The organism is Halomonas sp. TP35 (assembly GCF_052375975.1).
Classification (GTDB): domain Bacteria; phylum Pseudomonadota; class Gammaproteobacteria; order Pseudomonadales; family Halomonadaceae; genus Vreelandella; species Vreelandella citrativorans.
This window is the reverse complement of record NZ_JBQSUZ010000002.1, coordinates 165,223-181,245: the sequence shown is the minus strand read 5'-3', so window position 1 is coordinate 181,245 and position 16,023 is coordinate 165,223. Positions and strand designations below refer to the sequence as shown.

The 16,023-nt window shown below is 53.6% G+C and carries 13 protein-coding genes; 3 read left to right on the top strand and 10 right to left on the bottom strand.

The annotated features are described in order from the left end of the window. Nucleotides 1–6: 6 nt before the first annotated feature. The 7 genes from fis to ppa all read right to left on the bottom strand — a co-directional run bounded on the left by fis (nucleotide 7) and on the right by ppa (nucleotide 7,236). The gene (gene fis, locus ACT3RU_RS03575) at nucleotides 7–330 is read right to left on the bottom strand and encodes a DNA-binding transcriptional regulator Fis (RefSeq protein WP_087105564.1); all 324 of its coding nucleotides are present in this window, start codon (nucleotides 328–330) and stop codon (nucleotides 7–9) included. Next, a complete protein-coding gene (gene dusB, locus ACT3RU_RS03570) occupies nucleotides 327–1,367 on the bottom strand; it encodes a tRNA dihydrouridine synthase DusB (RefSeq protein WP_192526492.1) in 1,041 nt (346 codons plus the stop codon). The genes fis and dusB overlap by 4 nt, the downstream gene beginning before the upstream one ends. Nucleotides 1,368–1,455: 88 nt before the next feature. Further along, nucleotides 1,456–2,367 carry a 50S ribosomal protein L11 methyltransferase gene (prmA, locus tag ACT3RU_RS03565; protein WP_192526493.1) on the bottom strand — a complete coding sequence of 304 codons (912 nt, stop codon included), beginning with the start codon at nucleotides 2,365–2,367 and terminating at the stop codon, nucleotides 1,456–1,458. 104 nt (nucleotides 2,368–2,471) lie between these two features. Continuing rightward, entirely contained in the window at nucleotides 2,472–3,812 is a 1,341-nt protein-coding gene (gene accC / locus ACT3RU_RS03560; RefSeq protein ID WP_192526494.1) for an acetyl-CoA carboxylase biotin carboxylase subunit, read from the bottom strand. A gap of 30 nt (nucleotides 3,813–3,842) precedes the next feature. Next, nucleotides 3,843–4,304, bottom strand: a complete 462-nt coding sequence (gene accB / locus ACT3RU_RS03555) for an acetyl-CoA carboxylase biotin carboxyl carrier protein (protein WP_192526495.1) — start codon at nucleotides 4,302–4,304, stop codon at nucleotides 3,843–3,845. A gap of 334 nt (nucleotides 4,305–4,638) precedes the next feature. Next, nucleotides 4,639–6,519, bottom strand: coding sequence for a protein-disulfide reductase DsbD (gene dsbD / locus ACT3RU_RS03550; protein ID WP_192526496.1), 1,881 nt, complete (start codon nucleotides 6,517–6,519; stop codon nucleotides 4,639–4,641). A 186-nt stretch (nucleotides 6,520–6,705) separates the two neighbouring features. Next, nucleotides 6,706–7,236 (bottom strand): inorganic diphosphatase, encoded by a 531-nt coding sequence (gene ppa, locus ACT3RU_RS03545; RefSeq protein WP_087105558.1) that lies wholly within the window; start codon nucleotides 7,234–7,236, stop codon nucleotides 6,706–6,708. 281 nt (nucleotides 7,237–7,517) lie between these two features. On the opposite strand from ppa, the gene ACT3RU_RS03540 reads away from it, so the two are divergent. Continuing rightward, entirely contained in the window at nucleotides 7,518–9,236 is a 1,719-nt protein-coding gene (locus ACT3RU_RS03540) for a bifunctional protein-serine/threonine kinase/phosphatase (protein ID WP_087105556.1), read from the top strand. A 103-nt stretch (nucleotides 9,237–9,339) separates the two neighbouring features. Here the strand turns inward: ACT3RU_RS03540 and ACT3RU_RS03535 are convergent, their stop codons facing one another. Next, complete coding sequence (locus ACT3RU_RS03535) at nucleotides 9,340–10,599, bottom strand: 6-phosphofructokinase (protein ID WP_087105555.1); 1,260 nt, start codon at nucleotides 10,597–10,599, stop codon at nucleotides 9,340–9,342. Nucleotides 10,600–10,727: 128 nt separating this feature from the next. Beyond that, entirely contained in the window at nucleotides 10,728–11,396 is a 669-nt protein-coding gene (gene rnt / locus ACT3RU_RS03530; RefSeq protein ID WP_087105554.1) for a ribonuclease T, read from the bottom strand. Between the two features lie 239 nt (nucleotides 11,397–11,635). On the opposite strand from rnt, the gene ACT3RU_RS03525 reads away from it, so the two are divergent. Further along, complete coding sequence (locus ACT3RU_RS03525) at nucleotides 11,636–12,856, top strand: argininosuccinate synthase (protein WP_087105553.1); 1,221 nt, start codon at nucleotides 11,636–11,638, stop codon at nucleotides 12,854–12,856. Between the two features lie 58 nt (nucleotides 12,857–12,914). Further along, the gene (locus ACT3RU_RS03520; RefSeq protein WP_087105552.1) at nucleotides 12,915–13,277 is read left to right on the top strand and encodes an HlyU family transcriptional regulator; all 363 of its coding nucleotides are present in this window, start codon (nucleotides 12,915–12,917) and stop codon (nucleotides 13,275–13,277) included. Here the strand turns inward: ACT3RU_RS03520 and ACT3RU_RS03515 are convergent. After that, nucleotides 13,274–16,021: a sensor histidine kinase gene (locus ACT3RU_RS03515; RefSeq protein WP_192526497.1), complete on the bottom strand. Its 2,748-nt coding sequence runs from the start codon at nucleotides 16,019–16,021 to the stop codon at nucleotides 13,274–13,276. The genes ACT3RU_RS03520 and ACT3RU_RS03515 overlap by 4 nt on opposite strands. Nucleotides 16,022–16,023 lie beyond the last annotated feature (2 nt).

Here is a 16,023-nt window from a genome sequence, read left to right as displayed (position 1 = left end):
CCATGGTTATGGGGCGTCACCTTCGATAAGACCGTAAATCTTGAGTTTCTTGCGCAGCGTACCGCGGTTTAATCCCAGTACATCAGCGGCGCGTGTCTGGTTGCCTTCGGTATGCTCCAACACGCAGGCCAGCAGCGGCGCTTCTACTTCGGCCATCACCATGGCGTACAGGTCGGTGGCCTGACTGCCATCGAGATGCTCGAAGTAGCGGCGCATGGCAGACTCCACGGCCTCTCTTAACGGCTGCGGCGGGGCGCTTGCCGCTGGGTCAGCGAGCGTACCCGCTAGTCGCGAGGGTAACTCGCTAGAAAGAAGATCGCGTTCGTTCATGCAGCATGGGTTCCTTTGGCTAATAGACGCTTGTCTGCGTCAAACGCCATGGCGTCGTTAATCCAATCAAATTGTGTTTCAGGTGATGCCAGTGCATTGAATTGCTGTTTTAGCTCGCGGCGCTTTGCATCGCAAAAGCGCAGATCACTTTCGAGATACCAACCAATATGCTTGCGCGCAATGCGTACACCCATCGTGTCGCCATAAAAGGCGTGCAGCGCCGCTACATGCCCGGCCAGCACGTGAAGGCGCTCCTCCAGACTTGGCAAAGCCAGCTGCTCGCCATGCTGTAGATAATGGGTTATTTGCTTGAAAATCCAAGGATTACCCTGGGCGCCACGTCCAATCATTACCGCATTCGCGCCGGTATAGCGTAGGACGTCGGCTGCTTTTTCAGGACTTGTAATATCACCATTGGCAATCACTGGGATGGACAGACACGATTTGATATTGGCGATCGTGTCGTACTCCGCCCAACCAGTATAGCGCTGTTCGCGATGTCGGCCATGAACGGCCAGTGCCTGAATGCCTGCATCTTCTGCCAACCGAGCAATTCTCACGCCATTGTTGGATTCGGCGCACCAGCCGGTACGGATTTTCAAGGTAACCGGCACATCCACCGCCTTGACCACCGCATCTAAAATATCGGCTACCAAGGCCTCATCGCGCAGTAGCGCTGAGCCAGCCGCCTTGTTGCAGACCTTTTTTGCCGGGCAGCCCATGTTGATATCGATAATCTGGGCGCCCAGTTCGACGTTAAGCCGTGCTGCCTGAGCAAGCATCTGGGCGTCGCCACCGGCAATTTGCACGACCCGTGGGTCGGGCTCACCCGTATGGTCCATCCGTAGTTGGGACTTTCGGGTATGCCACAGGCTGGGGTCTGAGGTGACCATTTCGCCTACTACCCAGCCAGCACCCAGCCGCCGGCAAAGCTGGCGAAAAGGGCGGTCGGTCACGCCTGCCATCGGCGCCAGTATGACCTGATTGGGCAAGCTGTAAGGGCCGATAGATGTCGATTGTTGCGTGGCTAATGTCATGGAGTTTGCGCTGCTGGATAAGCGAGTAGGCGTTCAGGGGGGCGTATGATACGCCTACTCGGAAGCGGAATGAAGGCTGTTTTGAAGATTAACCGGGTCGATGGCCTGTTAGTCTCACCCAGCCTTCACGAATGACAGGTTCATCCATCATTATGCCTTCTGCTTCGTAGGCCTTAAGCACGTCCTGGGCCTGGTTGGCAAGAATACCTGACAGCGCAAGAAGCCCCTTCGGTGCGACATGTCCCGCAATCGTCGGCGCCAACTCCACCAGGGGGCCGGCTAAAATATTCGCAGTGACAATCGGGTAAGGGCCGCCTGTTAACTGCTCCGGATAATAGAGCGCGAGATTTTGCTCTGCAATATGATTGCGCTCGGCGTTATCGCGGCTAGCCTGCAGCGCCTGAGGGTCAATATCCGTGCCATCGGCGTGCTGAGCACCCAGCTTAAGCGCTGCAATGGCGAGAATGCCCGAGCCGCAGCCAATATCCAGCACGTTCTTGTCGCCAAGCGTGCCATCAACCGCTAACTGATCAAGCCATTCAAGGCACAGCGCAGTCGTCGGATGAGTGCCAGTGCCGAAGGCTAAGCCTGGGTCTAAAATCAGATTGACCGCGTCTGCTTCAGGCGGCGTATGCCAGCTAGGAACAATCCATAAGCGCTGGCCCATCTGGAGCGGTTTGAAGTCATCCATCCACTCGCGTTCCCAGTCGCGGTCGGCCAGCAGCTCATACTCAATGGTGGGGCAGGGTTCATCGGGCAGTTGTTGTGCCCAGGCGCTTTCGATGCGGGCCAGCATACCTTCCACGCCCTCTAAATCGTCGTACAGGCCGGTCAGAATGGTGTCCTGCCAAAGCGGCGTGGTGCCGCGTTCTGGCTCAAAAACGGGGTCATCATGGGCATCCTGAAGCCCAATGGCGGTAGCTCCCTCTTCAAGCAGCAGCTCTTCCAGAAGTTCAGCCTGTTCAGGCGCTACGTGGGCTTTGAGTTGAAGCCAAGGCATGGGGAGTCTCCGCGGTAGGCATAATCGATAACGGGGTGGGCTTGGCCACCCCGTTGGGTATTACTCGGCAACACTATTAGACGCTTGCTTGGCACATGGAGTGCTTAACCGGCAAGTTTCTTTTCTAGATAGTGAATGTTGACACCGCCCTGGCGGAATTGGCTATCGCGCACCAGGTCTTTCTGTAGGTCAATGTTGGTTTTGATACCTTCGACCAGCAGTTCATCCAGTGCATTACGCATGCGCGTTAACGCGATCTCACGATCCGCGCCCCAAGTGATCAGCTTGCCAATCAGTGAGTCGTAGTGTGGCGGAACGGTATAGCCTGTATACAGGTGAGAATCCATGCGCACGCCCAAGCCGCCTGGGGAGTGATACAGCGTCACTTTGCCTGGTGATGGCATAAACGTGCGTGAGTCTTCCGCATTGATCCGACATTCAAACGCGTGGCCGTTAAGCTTAACGTCTTCCTGGCGAATCGACAGTGGCAAGCCTGACGCAATACGCAGCTGTTCTTTGACGATATCCACGCCGGTGACCATTTCCGTTACCGGATGCTCCACCTGAACACGTGTGTTCATCTCGATAAAGAAGAACTTGCCATCTTCGTACAGGAACTCGAACGTACCGGCGCCGCGGTAGTTAATTTCAATACAGGCCTGGCGGCAGGCTTCCAGTACGTCTGCACGTGCTTTCGGGTCGAGGCCGGGGGCAGGTGCTTCTTCCAGTACTTTTTGATGGCGGCGTTGCAAAGAGCAGTCGCGGTCATATAGATGAATCGCATTGCCCTGACCATCGGCAAGTACCTGTACTTCCACATGGCGCGGTTTCTCAAGGAATTTTTCCATGTAAACCGTGCCATCGCCAAACGCTGCCTGGGCTTCGTTTTGGGTAATGCTAATTGCTTCAAGCAATTGGTCTTCTGAATGCACGACCCGCATGCCACGACCACCGCCACCAGCCGCTGCCTTGATAATGACGGGATAGCCTACACGCACGCCAGCCGCCAGGCTTGCGGCTTCATCATCGCCCAAGGGGCCATCAGAGCCAGGTACGGTGGGTACGCCCGCCTTCTTCATGGCTTCAATGGCGCTCACTTTGTCGCCCATTAAGCGAATGGTTTCAGCGCGCGGACCAATAAAGGTAAAGCCGGAGCGCTCAACCTGCTCGGCAAAATTGGCATTTTCAGACAAAAAGCCATAGCCGGGATGAATGGCGCTTGAATCGGTTACTTCGGCAGCGCTAATCAGCGCGGGAATATTCAAATATGACTGGGCCGAAGAGGCCGGGCCAATGCACACCGCCTCATCCGCTAGGCGCACATGCATCAGTTCGCGGTCGGCCTTGGAGTGTACGGCGACGGTTTTGATACCCAGCTCTTTACAGGCCCGTAGAATACGTAGGGCTATCTCGCCGCGGTTCGCGATAAGTACCTTGTCCAGCATGGGAGAGTCCACCCGTGTTGATGTGAAAGATTAAGCGAGGACGATCATGGGTTGATCAAATTCCACCGGCTCACCATCTTCCACCAGGATGGCTTCAACCACACCGTCGCGATCAGCTTCAATCTGGTTCATCATTTTCATCGCTTCAACGATACATACAGTGTCGCCTTGCTTAACGATGTCGCCTACTTCAACAAACGATTTTGCACCTGGTGCCGGGCTGCGGTAGAAGGTGCCCACCATCGGAGAGTTAACGGCTTCACCGCGGAAGCTTGCACCAGCAGGCTCTACGTCAACACCAGGCGCTGCAGGTGCGGCAGCAGCAGGCGGCGCATAAGGCTGGGCATATTGAGGCATTGGCTGGGGCTGCCAGGTAGCACCGTTAGGATGACGGCTAATGCGCACTGACTCTTCGCCTTCCTGAATTTCAATTTCGCTAATGTTGGATTCTTCGAGCAGTTCGATCAGTTTTTTTACTTTGCGAATATCCATATTGGGCCCCGTAGATAGGTGAAGGTTGCTGTCTAACACGCTAGTGATAACGCTGTAATATCGCAATATTTAGCGCGCAGTAAACCAAGTTAAAAAAAGAAGAGAACGCTGCATGATGGCGAACGTTACCCCTCTAACAGCTTAATAAGTGAGCATTTAACTAATATGGGGGCGGAGTTTGCCGAAAAAACAGGAACATGTCCAGCGCTAGTCCAGTGCAGGGCCTAGGCATAAAACGCGGTATGCCTTGATGGCTATCTTTACCGTTTAGCGAAGAGCACGCTGTTATCGGTACTCAACAATTGCCCCCAGGGTGCAAATAAGGTTCAGGCTTTTAGCTTAATAGCCACTGTTTTAAGGATGAAAGATGCGCTGCAAGCGCGTTGGCTGTGACTTCCCCTTGGATCCGCGCTGGGCGTATTTCTGCGCCTTGATCAAAGAACAGCAGGCTGGGCGGCCCAAAAAGCTGGTACTGGTTAAGTAGCTGCCTACTTTCAGGGGTCGTATCGGTTACATCGACGGCAATTAGCGTGAAGCCTTCCAACGCCTCAATAACACGTGGGTCTGGATAAACTTCACGCTCCATCACTTTGCATGAAATACACCAGTCAGCGGTGAAATGGACAAAGGCGGGTTGGTGGGCACTGTCTGCCTGAGCAAGAGCTGAGCGTAGTTCATCCAGGCTATTCACGGTTGCAAAATCAAGCGCCGTTTCTTGAGTGGGTGTAGCACTATGGGAAAAGTGTAGTGGTTGAAGCGGGTTATTATTGCCTTGAGCTGCGCCCAAAACGAGGGCGACCCCCCAGGCAAGCAGCATCAACCCCAGCGTTTGTCGCGCACGCGACCAACCTGACGGTGGGTTCAGACGTAACGCGCCCAGCACCAGCGCGCTGCCTATCGCCAGTGCTGCCCAGAGCAAGAGTCCTACAGACCCGGCTACAAGACGCTCAATCATCCAAATGGCCACACCCAGCAGCAATAAACCAAAGCCGGTCTTAACGCCGTTCATCCAGGCGCCTGTTCGCGGTAGCAGGGTAACGCCCAGCGTGCCTACCAGTAGCAGCGGCAACCCCATGCCAAGACCCAGCGCAAAAAGAACCGCGCCCCCGATAGCAGCGTCGCCGGTAGAGGAAATAAAGACCAATGCGCCGGCAAGCGGTGCGGTAACGCAGGGCGATACCACCAGTACCGAAAGCGCGCCTGCCAGGGCGAGCCCGCCCGGGCCACTGCGTTGTGCCCGAGCTTGCCACGCCTCGATGCGGTTGGTCATGCGTGACGAGAAACGTAACTCGAATGCGCCAAACATGGCGAGCGCAAACAGCGTGAAAAGTAATCCAAATGCTATTAATACAGGCGCCGACTGAAGGCGGGCCTGCAAGTTTAGGCCTGCCCCAAAGAGTCCCATTAAGACACCGACAACGGCGTAGGTCGTTGCCATGCCCAATACGTAGCTTGCCGAAAGAACAAACGCACGCGGTTTAGTCGGATTCTGACCAACGATGATGGAGGAAAGAATGGGAATCATGGGTAAAACGCAGGGCGTAAATGTTAAACCCAGCCCGGCAATAAAGAAAAGCCCCAAGGCCAGCGGCAGGCTTGCCTCGCTTAGTAAGGCGCTAAAGCGGCTGTCGGCACTTTGCGGTGTGTTCAGCGCTTGACGAGAAGTGTTGAGGTTTTCGGGCTCAGCGCTGCTCGCCGCTTGGGCAGGCGTGGCAATGTCGGTTGATGGGGGGCTGTTTTCGGCTAACCATTGGGCATATTGGGCAGGCGGCTGTGACTCAGCGGCCTGTAGCGGTACCTGTTCAGGTGGGTAGCAAAGCCCGGCATCGGCGCAGCCTTGAAAGGTAAGCTCAATGTCAATGGGGCCTGAATAAACATGCTCAAGCGGTGTTTCAAACACCAGCATGTCGCGAAAGGTGTAGACATCGCCCATAAATTCGTCATTGGTAAAGGTGCCTTCCGGTAGAACAGGGCTACCCAATGTCACAGAAGGCGTTTGGCTTTTAACGTCAAACTGATGTCGGTAAAGGTAATAGCCTTCGGCACTTTGAATGCCGATATAAAGTGTTTCGCCATCGTGCCAAGCGGTAGGCTGAAATGCCTCCATTACGGGCAGAAACTGATCGTTGCTGCTGGATGAAAACCATTGTGCGTGGGCCAATAACGGTAGCCAGCAGAGTAGCCAGAATAAACCTAATCGTTTGACGGATAACACGATACATCCTTAACGGCGATATGGCTGAAAAGCACCCGCATTAACATGGCGCATAATATGGAGCGAGCGCTTGGTAGCACTTGTGAAAGATCCATGCGCAGTGATAAAAAATGGCTAGTGGGCGTAATAAGAAGGCCGCCTATTGGCGGCCTTATTAATAGAGACAAAACAGCGCGTTTAGTTCACTTACGCCTTTTGGTAAGCTGCCGCTGATTTTTCAATAGCTTTACGCGCTGCTTCAACGCCTTCCCAAGACTCAACTTTTACCCACTTGCCTTTTTCAAGATCTTTGTAGTTTTCAAAGAAGTGGGCGATTTGCTGACGCAGAAGCTCGGGCAGGTCGGTAACTTCCTGTACGTCATCATAAAGCGTGCTGAGTTTGGGGTGCGGTACGCATACCAGCTTGGCATCTTCACCTGCTTCATCGGTCATGTTCAGGATGCCGATGGGGCGCGCGCGAATAATGCTGCCAGGCGCTACCGGGTGCGGTGTTACTACTAAGGCGTCGAGTGCATCGCCATCATCAGCCAGCGTATGGGGAATAAAGCCGTAGTTGGCGGGGTAGAACATCGGGGTCGCCATAAAACGATCAACCAATAGTGCGCCCATATCCTTATCAATTTCGTATTTGATAGGCGAGTGGTTCGCAGGAATCTCGATCGCCACGTAAATATCGTTCGGCAAATCCTTTCCAGCTGGGATGTTATCGAAGTTCATCGTTGAGTCCTTAGAAGTTCTTGGGTGTTGCAGTGGCTAAGCAATTGATGCGTTGCACGAATAGTCGGGAATTATACGAAGATGGCAGGGCGATTGCCAATGCAACATGGGCGCAGCGCCGACGCTATCGCTTAATGGTAGTGGCAATTTGCTTTTATCGCAGTGGTCGCGACGTTTGGTGGGCATCGCATTAAAGCCGTTGCGTGTATTATAGCGGCCATGAAGTTCTGTCATGAAATTCTGTCATGAAGTTATGTTGAGCGGTTCGCCAAGGAGGATGAGTGGGGCATGCCCAGTTGCTGATCAGTTATGGTCAAGCGTTTGTTGCGCCTGACCGACGTTTGCATCGCAGCTCCATGTCGGTGCGTTTTCCTGATGCACCGCTATTAAAGGTCAAAGGGGGCTGCGCCGTTATCAGCGACTCTGTGTCGCGCAATACGCTGGCCAAACAGGCGGGTGATTTAAGTGTGCGTGGCTTTTTAGCGGATTACTTTTCTACGCCTGACCATTGGGACACTAAAACGTCAGCAACACGCGTGCTTCGTGCGCTCAATAGCTGGTGTTACAGCCAAAGCCAGCATGTAAAAGAGGGTGGCTTTGTCTCTTCCATGTCGGTGGTTGTCTTTCGTAAGCGCGAAGCGCACCTGTTTCATATGGGAGATACGCTGGTGTTTCGCTTGCGAGGCGCTGAGTTTGAACAGCTGACGCGAGACCATGTGACCGATATTGGCGGTTACCACTATCCTTCCCGGGCGCTGGGGATGGATGGCAGTGTGGACATCGACTATACCCATCTGGGCCTTAAACAGGGCGATATTTTTCTGTTCACCACGCGTGGCGTGCGCGGCACGCTGTTGCCTTCCGACTACGTACGCTTGATTCGCCAGGATGCCAGTGACCTGGATGCCGCCTGCGAACGCCTGGCCAGTGAAGCCAAGCAGCGCGCCCAAGAGCGGGGTTATGGAGGTGATCAATTTTGCTTTCAGTTGGTGCGTATTGATGAGTTACCGGAAGAGTCGCCGGACGACCCGGGGCTGATTTACGGTGATTTGCCGATTCCGCCTGAACTTGCGCCAGGCGAACGGCTTGATGGGTTGGAAGTTATAGAAGTGCTGTCGCGTAATGCACAGTCTCGTGTCTATCGGGTAAGAGACGTGCATACCGAGCGTGAAATGGCAATGAAGGCGCCAAGCCCTGAGCTATCGCTTCGTAATGCCTATTTGGAGCATTTCCTGCTTCAGCAGTGGATCGTCGAGCGGGTTAATTCACCTTTTATCGTTAAGGTCGTAAAGCCCTCAAGGCCACGCCGCTATCTTTACTACTTGATGCAGCATGTTGAAGGGGAAACGTTGCGCCAGTGGGCCGAGCGGCATCCTCAAGCCAGCCTTGTCCAGCGCTTGGATATCGCAAACCAGTTGGGTAAGGCCGTGCAGGCGCTGCATCACCGCGACATTATTCATCAGCAGATCATGCCGGATAATATTTTAATTGATAGCCACGGTAAGCTGATGCTCAACGATTTTAGCGCGTGCCATATGCGTGAGGTGGACGGTCACCGGCATTCAGGTGAGTTGTTGCGCCAAATTGGTTTTAACGAACACACCGCGCCTGAGTATGCATTGGAAGATAGTATTGGCCGCCGCAGCGATCAGTACTCCCTCGCTTCAACTGTCTACTGGCTGTTAACCGGAGAGCTACCTTACCAACTTACCCCGAACAAGTTGCGCAGTCATACGGATTTAGAAGAACTTAGCTATCGCAGCTCGCGAACTCATAACCCGGAAATTACCCAAGAGCTGGATGATGCCTTACGGCGTGCATTGGACCCACAGCGTGCGCTGCGCTTTAGGCGTCAGTCAGAGTTTCTGCATGCACTGCGTGTCCCGCTAGGCCGTTTGCCTGCCCAAGAGGGCACTCGCCAGGAGCCACGTCGTCATTTCTGGCAAGGCGTCGCCGGCGTGTTGCTGCTGCTATTGGTGCTTTCGTGGCTATTAAGATGATGTGCTAGCGCGTTAAGCAATGTATATCTGCTAAAAAACGGGCGATGAGATAATCATCGCCCGTTTTGGTTACCGCCGTAGGCAAGCCCGAAAGGGCGGCGCCTTATAGCGTAAACGTGGGGAGTTTTTGGTCCACTTTGGCAAGTTTTAGCTTAGCCACTTTGGGCAAGCCGTTCTCAAAGGGCGGGAAGTCTTCGCCTTGAATCAACGGTGAGAGGTAATCACGGCACGCTTGGGTAATCGCAAAGCCGCTTTCGCTGATAAAGTCACGCGGCATGAACTTTTCCTGGTTGGCAATCTGGGCCAACGGCGCGGAAATGACATCCCACTGATAGGGTGATTGAGAGATACGGCGAATTGCGGGCATCATCGAGTTCTTGCCTGCCAGCGCGAGCGTCACGGCTTCGCGGCCAACCGCATAGGCTTGTTCAACGTCTGTTTTCGAGGCCAAGTGGCGAGCTGCACGCTGTAAGTAGTCAGCGACGGCCCAGTGATACTTGTAGCCCAGGTCTTGCTTGATCATGCCTGCAAGCGTAGGCGCAACACCACCCAACTGGCGATGGCCAAAAGCATCGGTATTGCCCGCATCGGCCAGGAAGGTGCCGTCTTCATAGCGTGCGCCTTCTGATACCACGATGACGCAGTAGCCGTTCTGTTTCACGCTTTCCTCAACCCGCGCCATGACGGCTTTACGGTTGAAGGCGATCTCGGGGAAAATAATCAAGTGAGGCGGTTCACCTTCGCCTTCACCGGCTAATCCGCCAGCCGCTGCAATCCAGCCGGCATGGCGCCCCATCACTTCAAGCACGAAGACTTTGGTAGATGTTGCGCACATGGAGGCGATATCGAGAGAGGCTTCACGGGTAGAGGTGGCAATATATTTGGCAACGCTACCAAAACCTGGGCTGTTATCGGTAATCGGTAGGTCATTATCCACGGTTTTAGGCACGTGAATAGCGGTTAGCGGGTAGCCCAGCTTTTCTGAAAGTTGAGAGATCTTCAGGCAAGTGTCGGCACTGTCGCCACCACCGTTATAGAAGAAGTAGCGAATATTGTGTGCCTTAAATACCTCAATTAAACGCTCGTACTGAGTGCGATGGGTATCGATATCTTTTAGCTTATAGCGGCAAGAACCGAATGCACCGCCGGGCGTATAGCGTAATGCGGCAATCGCTTCGTCGCTTTCCTGAGTAACATCAATGAGGTCTTCGGTTAATGCGCCAATAATGCCGTTATGGCCCGCGTATACCTTGCCAATTTGTTCGGGAGCTTGTCGGCATGCTTCGATAACGCCGCAGGCGCTGGCGTTAATAACGGCGGTAACGCCGCCTGACTGGGCGTAAAAGGCATTATACTGAGCCATTGAAACGTCTCATCTTTTGAAAAGCGAAAAAGTAAAGCACACAGAAAGCGTTGAACGCCTTCATCAACAGTGCATGTAAAGTGGCGAAGTTTAGCGTAAAGCCCACGTCACTGCATCCAGCCAACGGGTTATTCACCGTCGTCCATGTCCTGCTCTCGTTGGGCCAAGCGCCATCCACCCAGATCTTTATAACGGTTAACCATGGCGCAGAATAACTCCGCCGTGCGTTCGGTATCGTAGCGTGCTGAGTGTGCTGCTTTATTGTCAAATTCGATACCGGCCGCACGGCAGGCTCGGGCCAGTACGGTCTGGCCGTAAACAAGGCCTGCCAGTGTCGCGGTGTCAAAACTTGAGAAAGGGTGGAACGGGTTGCGTTTAACGTTGCAACGATTAGCGGCAGCGTTAAGAAAACCCTGATCAAACGCAGCATTATGGCCGACTAAAATGGCGCGCGAACATCCGTGGGCTTTTATAGATTTGCGTATAGGGCGGAAAATTTCACCCAGCGCTTCTGTTTCGCTGAGCGCTACCTGGCGGCGTAGCGGGTCATCCAGATTGATACCGGTAAAGTCCAGCGCTGACTGTTCAACATTGGCCCCTTCAAAGGGTTGAATGTGATAAGCGTAGGTCGCATCAGGCAGCAGATTTCCTTCTGGGTCCATGGTGAGCGTGACGGCTGCAATTTCAAGCACGGCATCACTTTGGGCATTGAAGCCACCCGTTTCTAAATCAATGACAACCGGCAGATAACTGCGAAAACGTTGGGCCATTAATTCGCGGGCAATTGCCTCGCTCATGCAGCTCTCCTTAAGTACAGCGAGTAATCGTCAAAAATGGGCGGTAGGCCGCCTCCTGGATGGTGTGATTCTAGCAGCTTTCTGTATAAGGCGTCGCTGACGGTATTCGCTAGCCATAGAGAACGCTATACTTGGCGTTTACTTTGATATGTTGTGCGCTTAAAGGCGCCGTATTCGCTGGTGAGCGTAGTTTCATACACGTGGTTTTTATAAACGGTTTTATATACAAGGAGCAAAGAATGTCCGATGTCAAAAAGGTTGTGCTGGCATATTCAGGCGGCCTGGACACCTCTGTAATCGTTAAGTGGTTGCAAGAAACTTACAACTGCGAGGTAGTGACCTTTACTGCCGACATCGGTCAAGGCGAAGAAGTCGAGCCGGCTCGCGCGAAGGCACAGGCACTAGGTGTTAAAGAAATTTACATTGAAGATTTGCGCGAAGAGTTTGTACGCGACTATGTCTTCCCCATGTTCCGTGCCAATACCGTTTATGAAGGCGAGTATTTGCTGGGCACCTCAATTGCACGCCCGCTAATCGCCAAGAGGTTGATCGAAATCGCCAATGAAACCGGCGCCGATGCTATCTCTCACGGTGCAACCGGTAAAGGTAACGACCAGGTGCGCTTTGAGCTGGGCGGTTACGCACTGAAACCTGGCGTTAAAGTGATTGCGCCGTGGCGCGAGTGGGATCTGACGTCTCGTGAAAAGCTGATGGCTTACTGCGAAGAGCACAATATCCCGGTCGACTTCTCCAGCAAGAAGAAGAAATCGCCGTACTCCATGGACGCCAACCTGCTGCATATCTCGTACGAAGGCGGCATTTTGGAAGATCCGTGGGCCGAAGCTGAGGACGATATGTGGCGTTGGAGCGTATCGCCTGAAGCCGCCCCGGATCAGCCTACGTATGTTGAGTTGACGTTCGAGAAAGGCGATATCGTTGCCATCGACGGCGAAGCGCACAAGCCTCACGAAGTGCTTGAGAAACTCAATAAAGTAGGTGGCGATAACGGCATTGGCCGTCTGGATATTGTTGAGAACCGCTACGTGGGCATGAAGTCGCGTGGCTGCTACGAAACACCTGGCGGCACCATCATGCTGCGTGCCCACCGTGCCATTGAATCGCTGACGCTTGATCGTGAAGAAGCCCACCTCAAAGATCAGCTAATGCCGAAATACGCAGAAGTGATCTACAACGGCTACTGGTGGAGTCCTGAGCGCCGCATGCTGCAAGCCGCTATCGATGAGACGCAGAAAAACGTCTCGGGCGTTGTGCGCATGAAGCTCTATAAAGGTAACGCCACCGTAGTAGGACGTAAGTCCGAGCAGTCATTGTTCGACGAGTCCATCGCAACGTTTGAAGATGACGCCGGTGCTTACAACCAGAAAGACGCGGAAGGCTTTATCAAGCTGAATGCATTGCGCTTACGGATCGCCGCTGGCAAAGGTCGTCAGCAGAGCTAATTCCGATCAAAAGCGGCAGGTTTTCCTGCCGCTTTTTTTTCTAACGCCAGGAGCCCGTATGTTTAAAAAGCTCTTTTCAGGACTGTTGGGTGGCGAAAGTAAGTCGGCCACTAAGGCGGTCACCAATGCCTCGGAACCGGTGGAATACAAAGGCTATTCGATCGTTTCTCAGCCCGATCAACAAAGCGGTCAATACCGCGTCAGCGGTTGGATTAGCAAGGCTGACAGCAATGGTGAACCGCGTGAACTTCGCTTTGAGCGTTCCGATATGCTCCCTGGCCGCGATGCCTGCGACGCGATGATGGTGACCAAGGCACAGCGTTTTATTGATGAAGTGGGCGATGAAATGTTTAAGCCCGACCCTCGTCATGCGGGCAGTGAGCCAACAATGACGGATAACCAGCAAACGCCAAGCGCCTAAGGTGCAGGATTGCCTTTGTTAGGTTCTGCTTCTGGTAGTGCCAACACAAAGCAGGCGCCCTTGAGCACTTGGGCATCTTCTACCCAAAGCCTGCCACCCAAGTGAACAGCAATTGCCCGGCTGATAGGCAAGCCTAAACCACTGCCTTTAGGGCGACCACCGGTGGACGTATCACCCGGCTGTAGCTGGTGGAATTTCTCGAATACATGTTCACGTGCGCTTGGCTCAATGCCTGCGCCATTATCTTCGACGCATAAATAAACATGTTGATTCTGTTTATACAAGCGCAGCAAGACGTGTGGATCTGCCGGGTCGGCAAATTTGCTCGCGTTATCCAGCAGATTGATAATAATTTGCTCCAGCCGGTCCGGGTCGCCAATAACGTTGGCGGGTCGTTCTAAAATAGTGACCTCAAGGTGGACATTACGTTGCTCTTGTAGTCGCGCAATCGCTTCAAGGCTATGGTCGGTAAGCGCTGCTAGATCCAGCGTTTTTGCATCAAACGTCATACGGCCACTCTCCAGACGGGCAAGATCAAGAATTTCATTGATCAGCCGTGAAAGACGCTGGCTCTCTAGTACCATGACGTGCAAAAAGTGCTGTCGCTTTTCCTCGGGGACGGCCTGAGAACCTGACAGGATTTCTGCAAACGCGCGAATGGAGGTGAGCGGGGTGCGCAACTCATGACTCACCATCGCTACAAACTCATCCTTTAAACGGTCCAGTTCACGGAGTCGATCATTGGCGCTTTGTAAGTCCTTGCCGATTCGCGTCAGCTCATCCGATTTCTGTTTTAAACGACGGTTGTACTCCAGCGTTTGCGTGGTGATGTCCAGCATGCTGAGCAATGACTCAATATCGAGTGCCTCACCGCGAACCACCGAGTTGATCAATACGCGCGCTGACGCATTACCTAGTGAGCCTGCCAAGGCCTGTTCTGCGCGCATGATAAGCTCATCGGCGGCCGGTTGATCTTTTTGAAAAGTGCTAAGGGTTTGGGTGCGCGTTGAGAAAACCTGCTGTGCCGCTTTTAGCCCTAAGTAGCGCGCTAATAGCTCATGCAGCGCACCCTGAGTCGTTTGGCCACGTTGATGCGAAGTGGTAGGCAAGTTGGGGTGCAGCGCCTCGGTAAACAGGGCCGCCTGGGTTTGTTCAAGCAGAGTGGGGCGTGTAAACAGTGAAATGCCTACCAACAAGCCCACATTGATGAACATGCTCAAGAGAAGGGAATGAGTATAAATATCCCACCCCTCCAACCCAAAAAGCGCATAAGGCGTTAGCCAGCCAATACCCCATGGGCCTTCGATGAGTAGTGCGCTATCCAGCCATCCAGACTGAGCAAAACCTGGTAGAAGCAGGGTGTAACTCCACATGAAAAATCCGCCGATTAATCCATACACTGCCCCCAGCCGGGTAGCGCCACGCCAATAAAGGCCAATTAGCAGGGCCGGTGCGAACTGCGCCGCTCCGACGAAAGATACCAGGCCGATAGTGACTAAACTGTAGGAGTCGCCGATGAGCGCGTGGTAGAGATAGCCGAGTAACAAGATAAGTACGATGGCGACCCGGCGTATTCTTAAAAGCCACCGGGCAAGCCCACCTTTACTGTCTGTATGCAGCGCCCTAAAACGTAACAAGAGCGGCATGATCAGTTGGTTGCTGACCATAGTGGAGAGCGCAATGGTTTCAACAATGACCATGCCCGTTGCCGCAGAAAGCCCGCCAATAAAGACCAGCAGGGGAAGCCCTTCAAGCCCCGCGGAAAGCGGCAAGGTCAGCACAAAGCTGTCTGGGTCTCCTGCATCGAGTAGTAAACCGGCCAGTGCAATGGGGATCACAAATAGATTGATCAGGAGTAAATACAGGGGAAATAACCAACTGGCCCTAGCCAGATGGCGCTCATCGATATTTTCAACCACCAGCACCTGGAACTGACGTGGTAGGGTTAGAAACGCCAGAAAGGCAAGGATCAACATTCCTACCCAGCCGGTTGCTCCACCCGGAACGCTTTCCAAGTGCATTAATTGGCTTAAGGCAGGCGTTTGGGCAACCTGAGTAAACAGCGCACCTGGCCCCTCAAACAGGATAAAGACAACAAAAAGCCCCACCGCTAGAAAAGCCACTAGTTTGACAATAGACTCCAGCGCAATAGCCGCTACCATGCCTTCATGACGCTCGCTGGCATCCAGGTGGCGTGTGCCGAATAAAATAATAAAAACGGCCAGTACCAAAGCAACCCACAAGGACCGGTCCATCCAGAAACGCTCGTTATAGAGAATTGACTCAGCGCTTTGTGGATAGCTAATGAGTACCGCATGGCTCACCGTAATGGCCTTTAGCTGTAGGGCTATATACGGCGTAATGGTAATCAGCGATATGAGCGCCACCAGCGCGCCAAGACCGGCGCTTTTGCCATAGCGGGCGCTAATAAAGTCAGCAATGGAGGTGAGCCGCTGGCGTGCGGCAATGCGCACCATTTTGCGGATGATAAAAGGCGATAGCATCATCGCAAGCGTGGGCCCTAAATAGATAAGTAAAAAACTTGGGCCAAACTGCGCCGCGCGCCCGACGCTGCCGTAGAACGTCCATGCCGTACAGTAAACGGCAATAGAAAGCGCATACACCGTTGGCGAGTTAATAATGGAGCGGCCTTGCGCCGCCCGACGATCGCCCCAGGCCGCTACTAGAAAAAGCAGGCCTAAATAGCCGAACACCGCACTTAGTATCAGCGCATCCGTTCGCATGA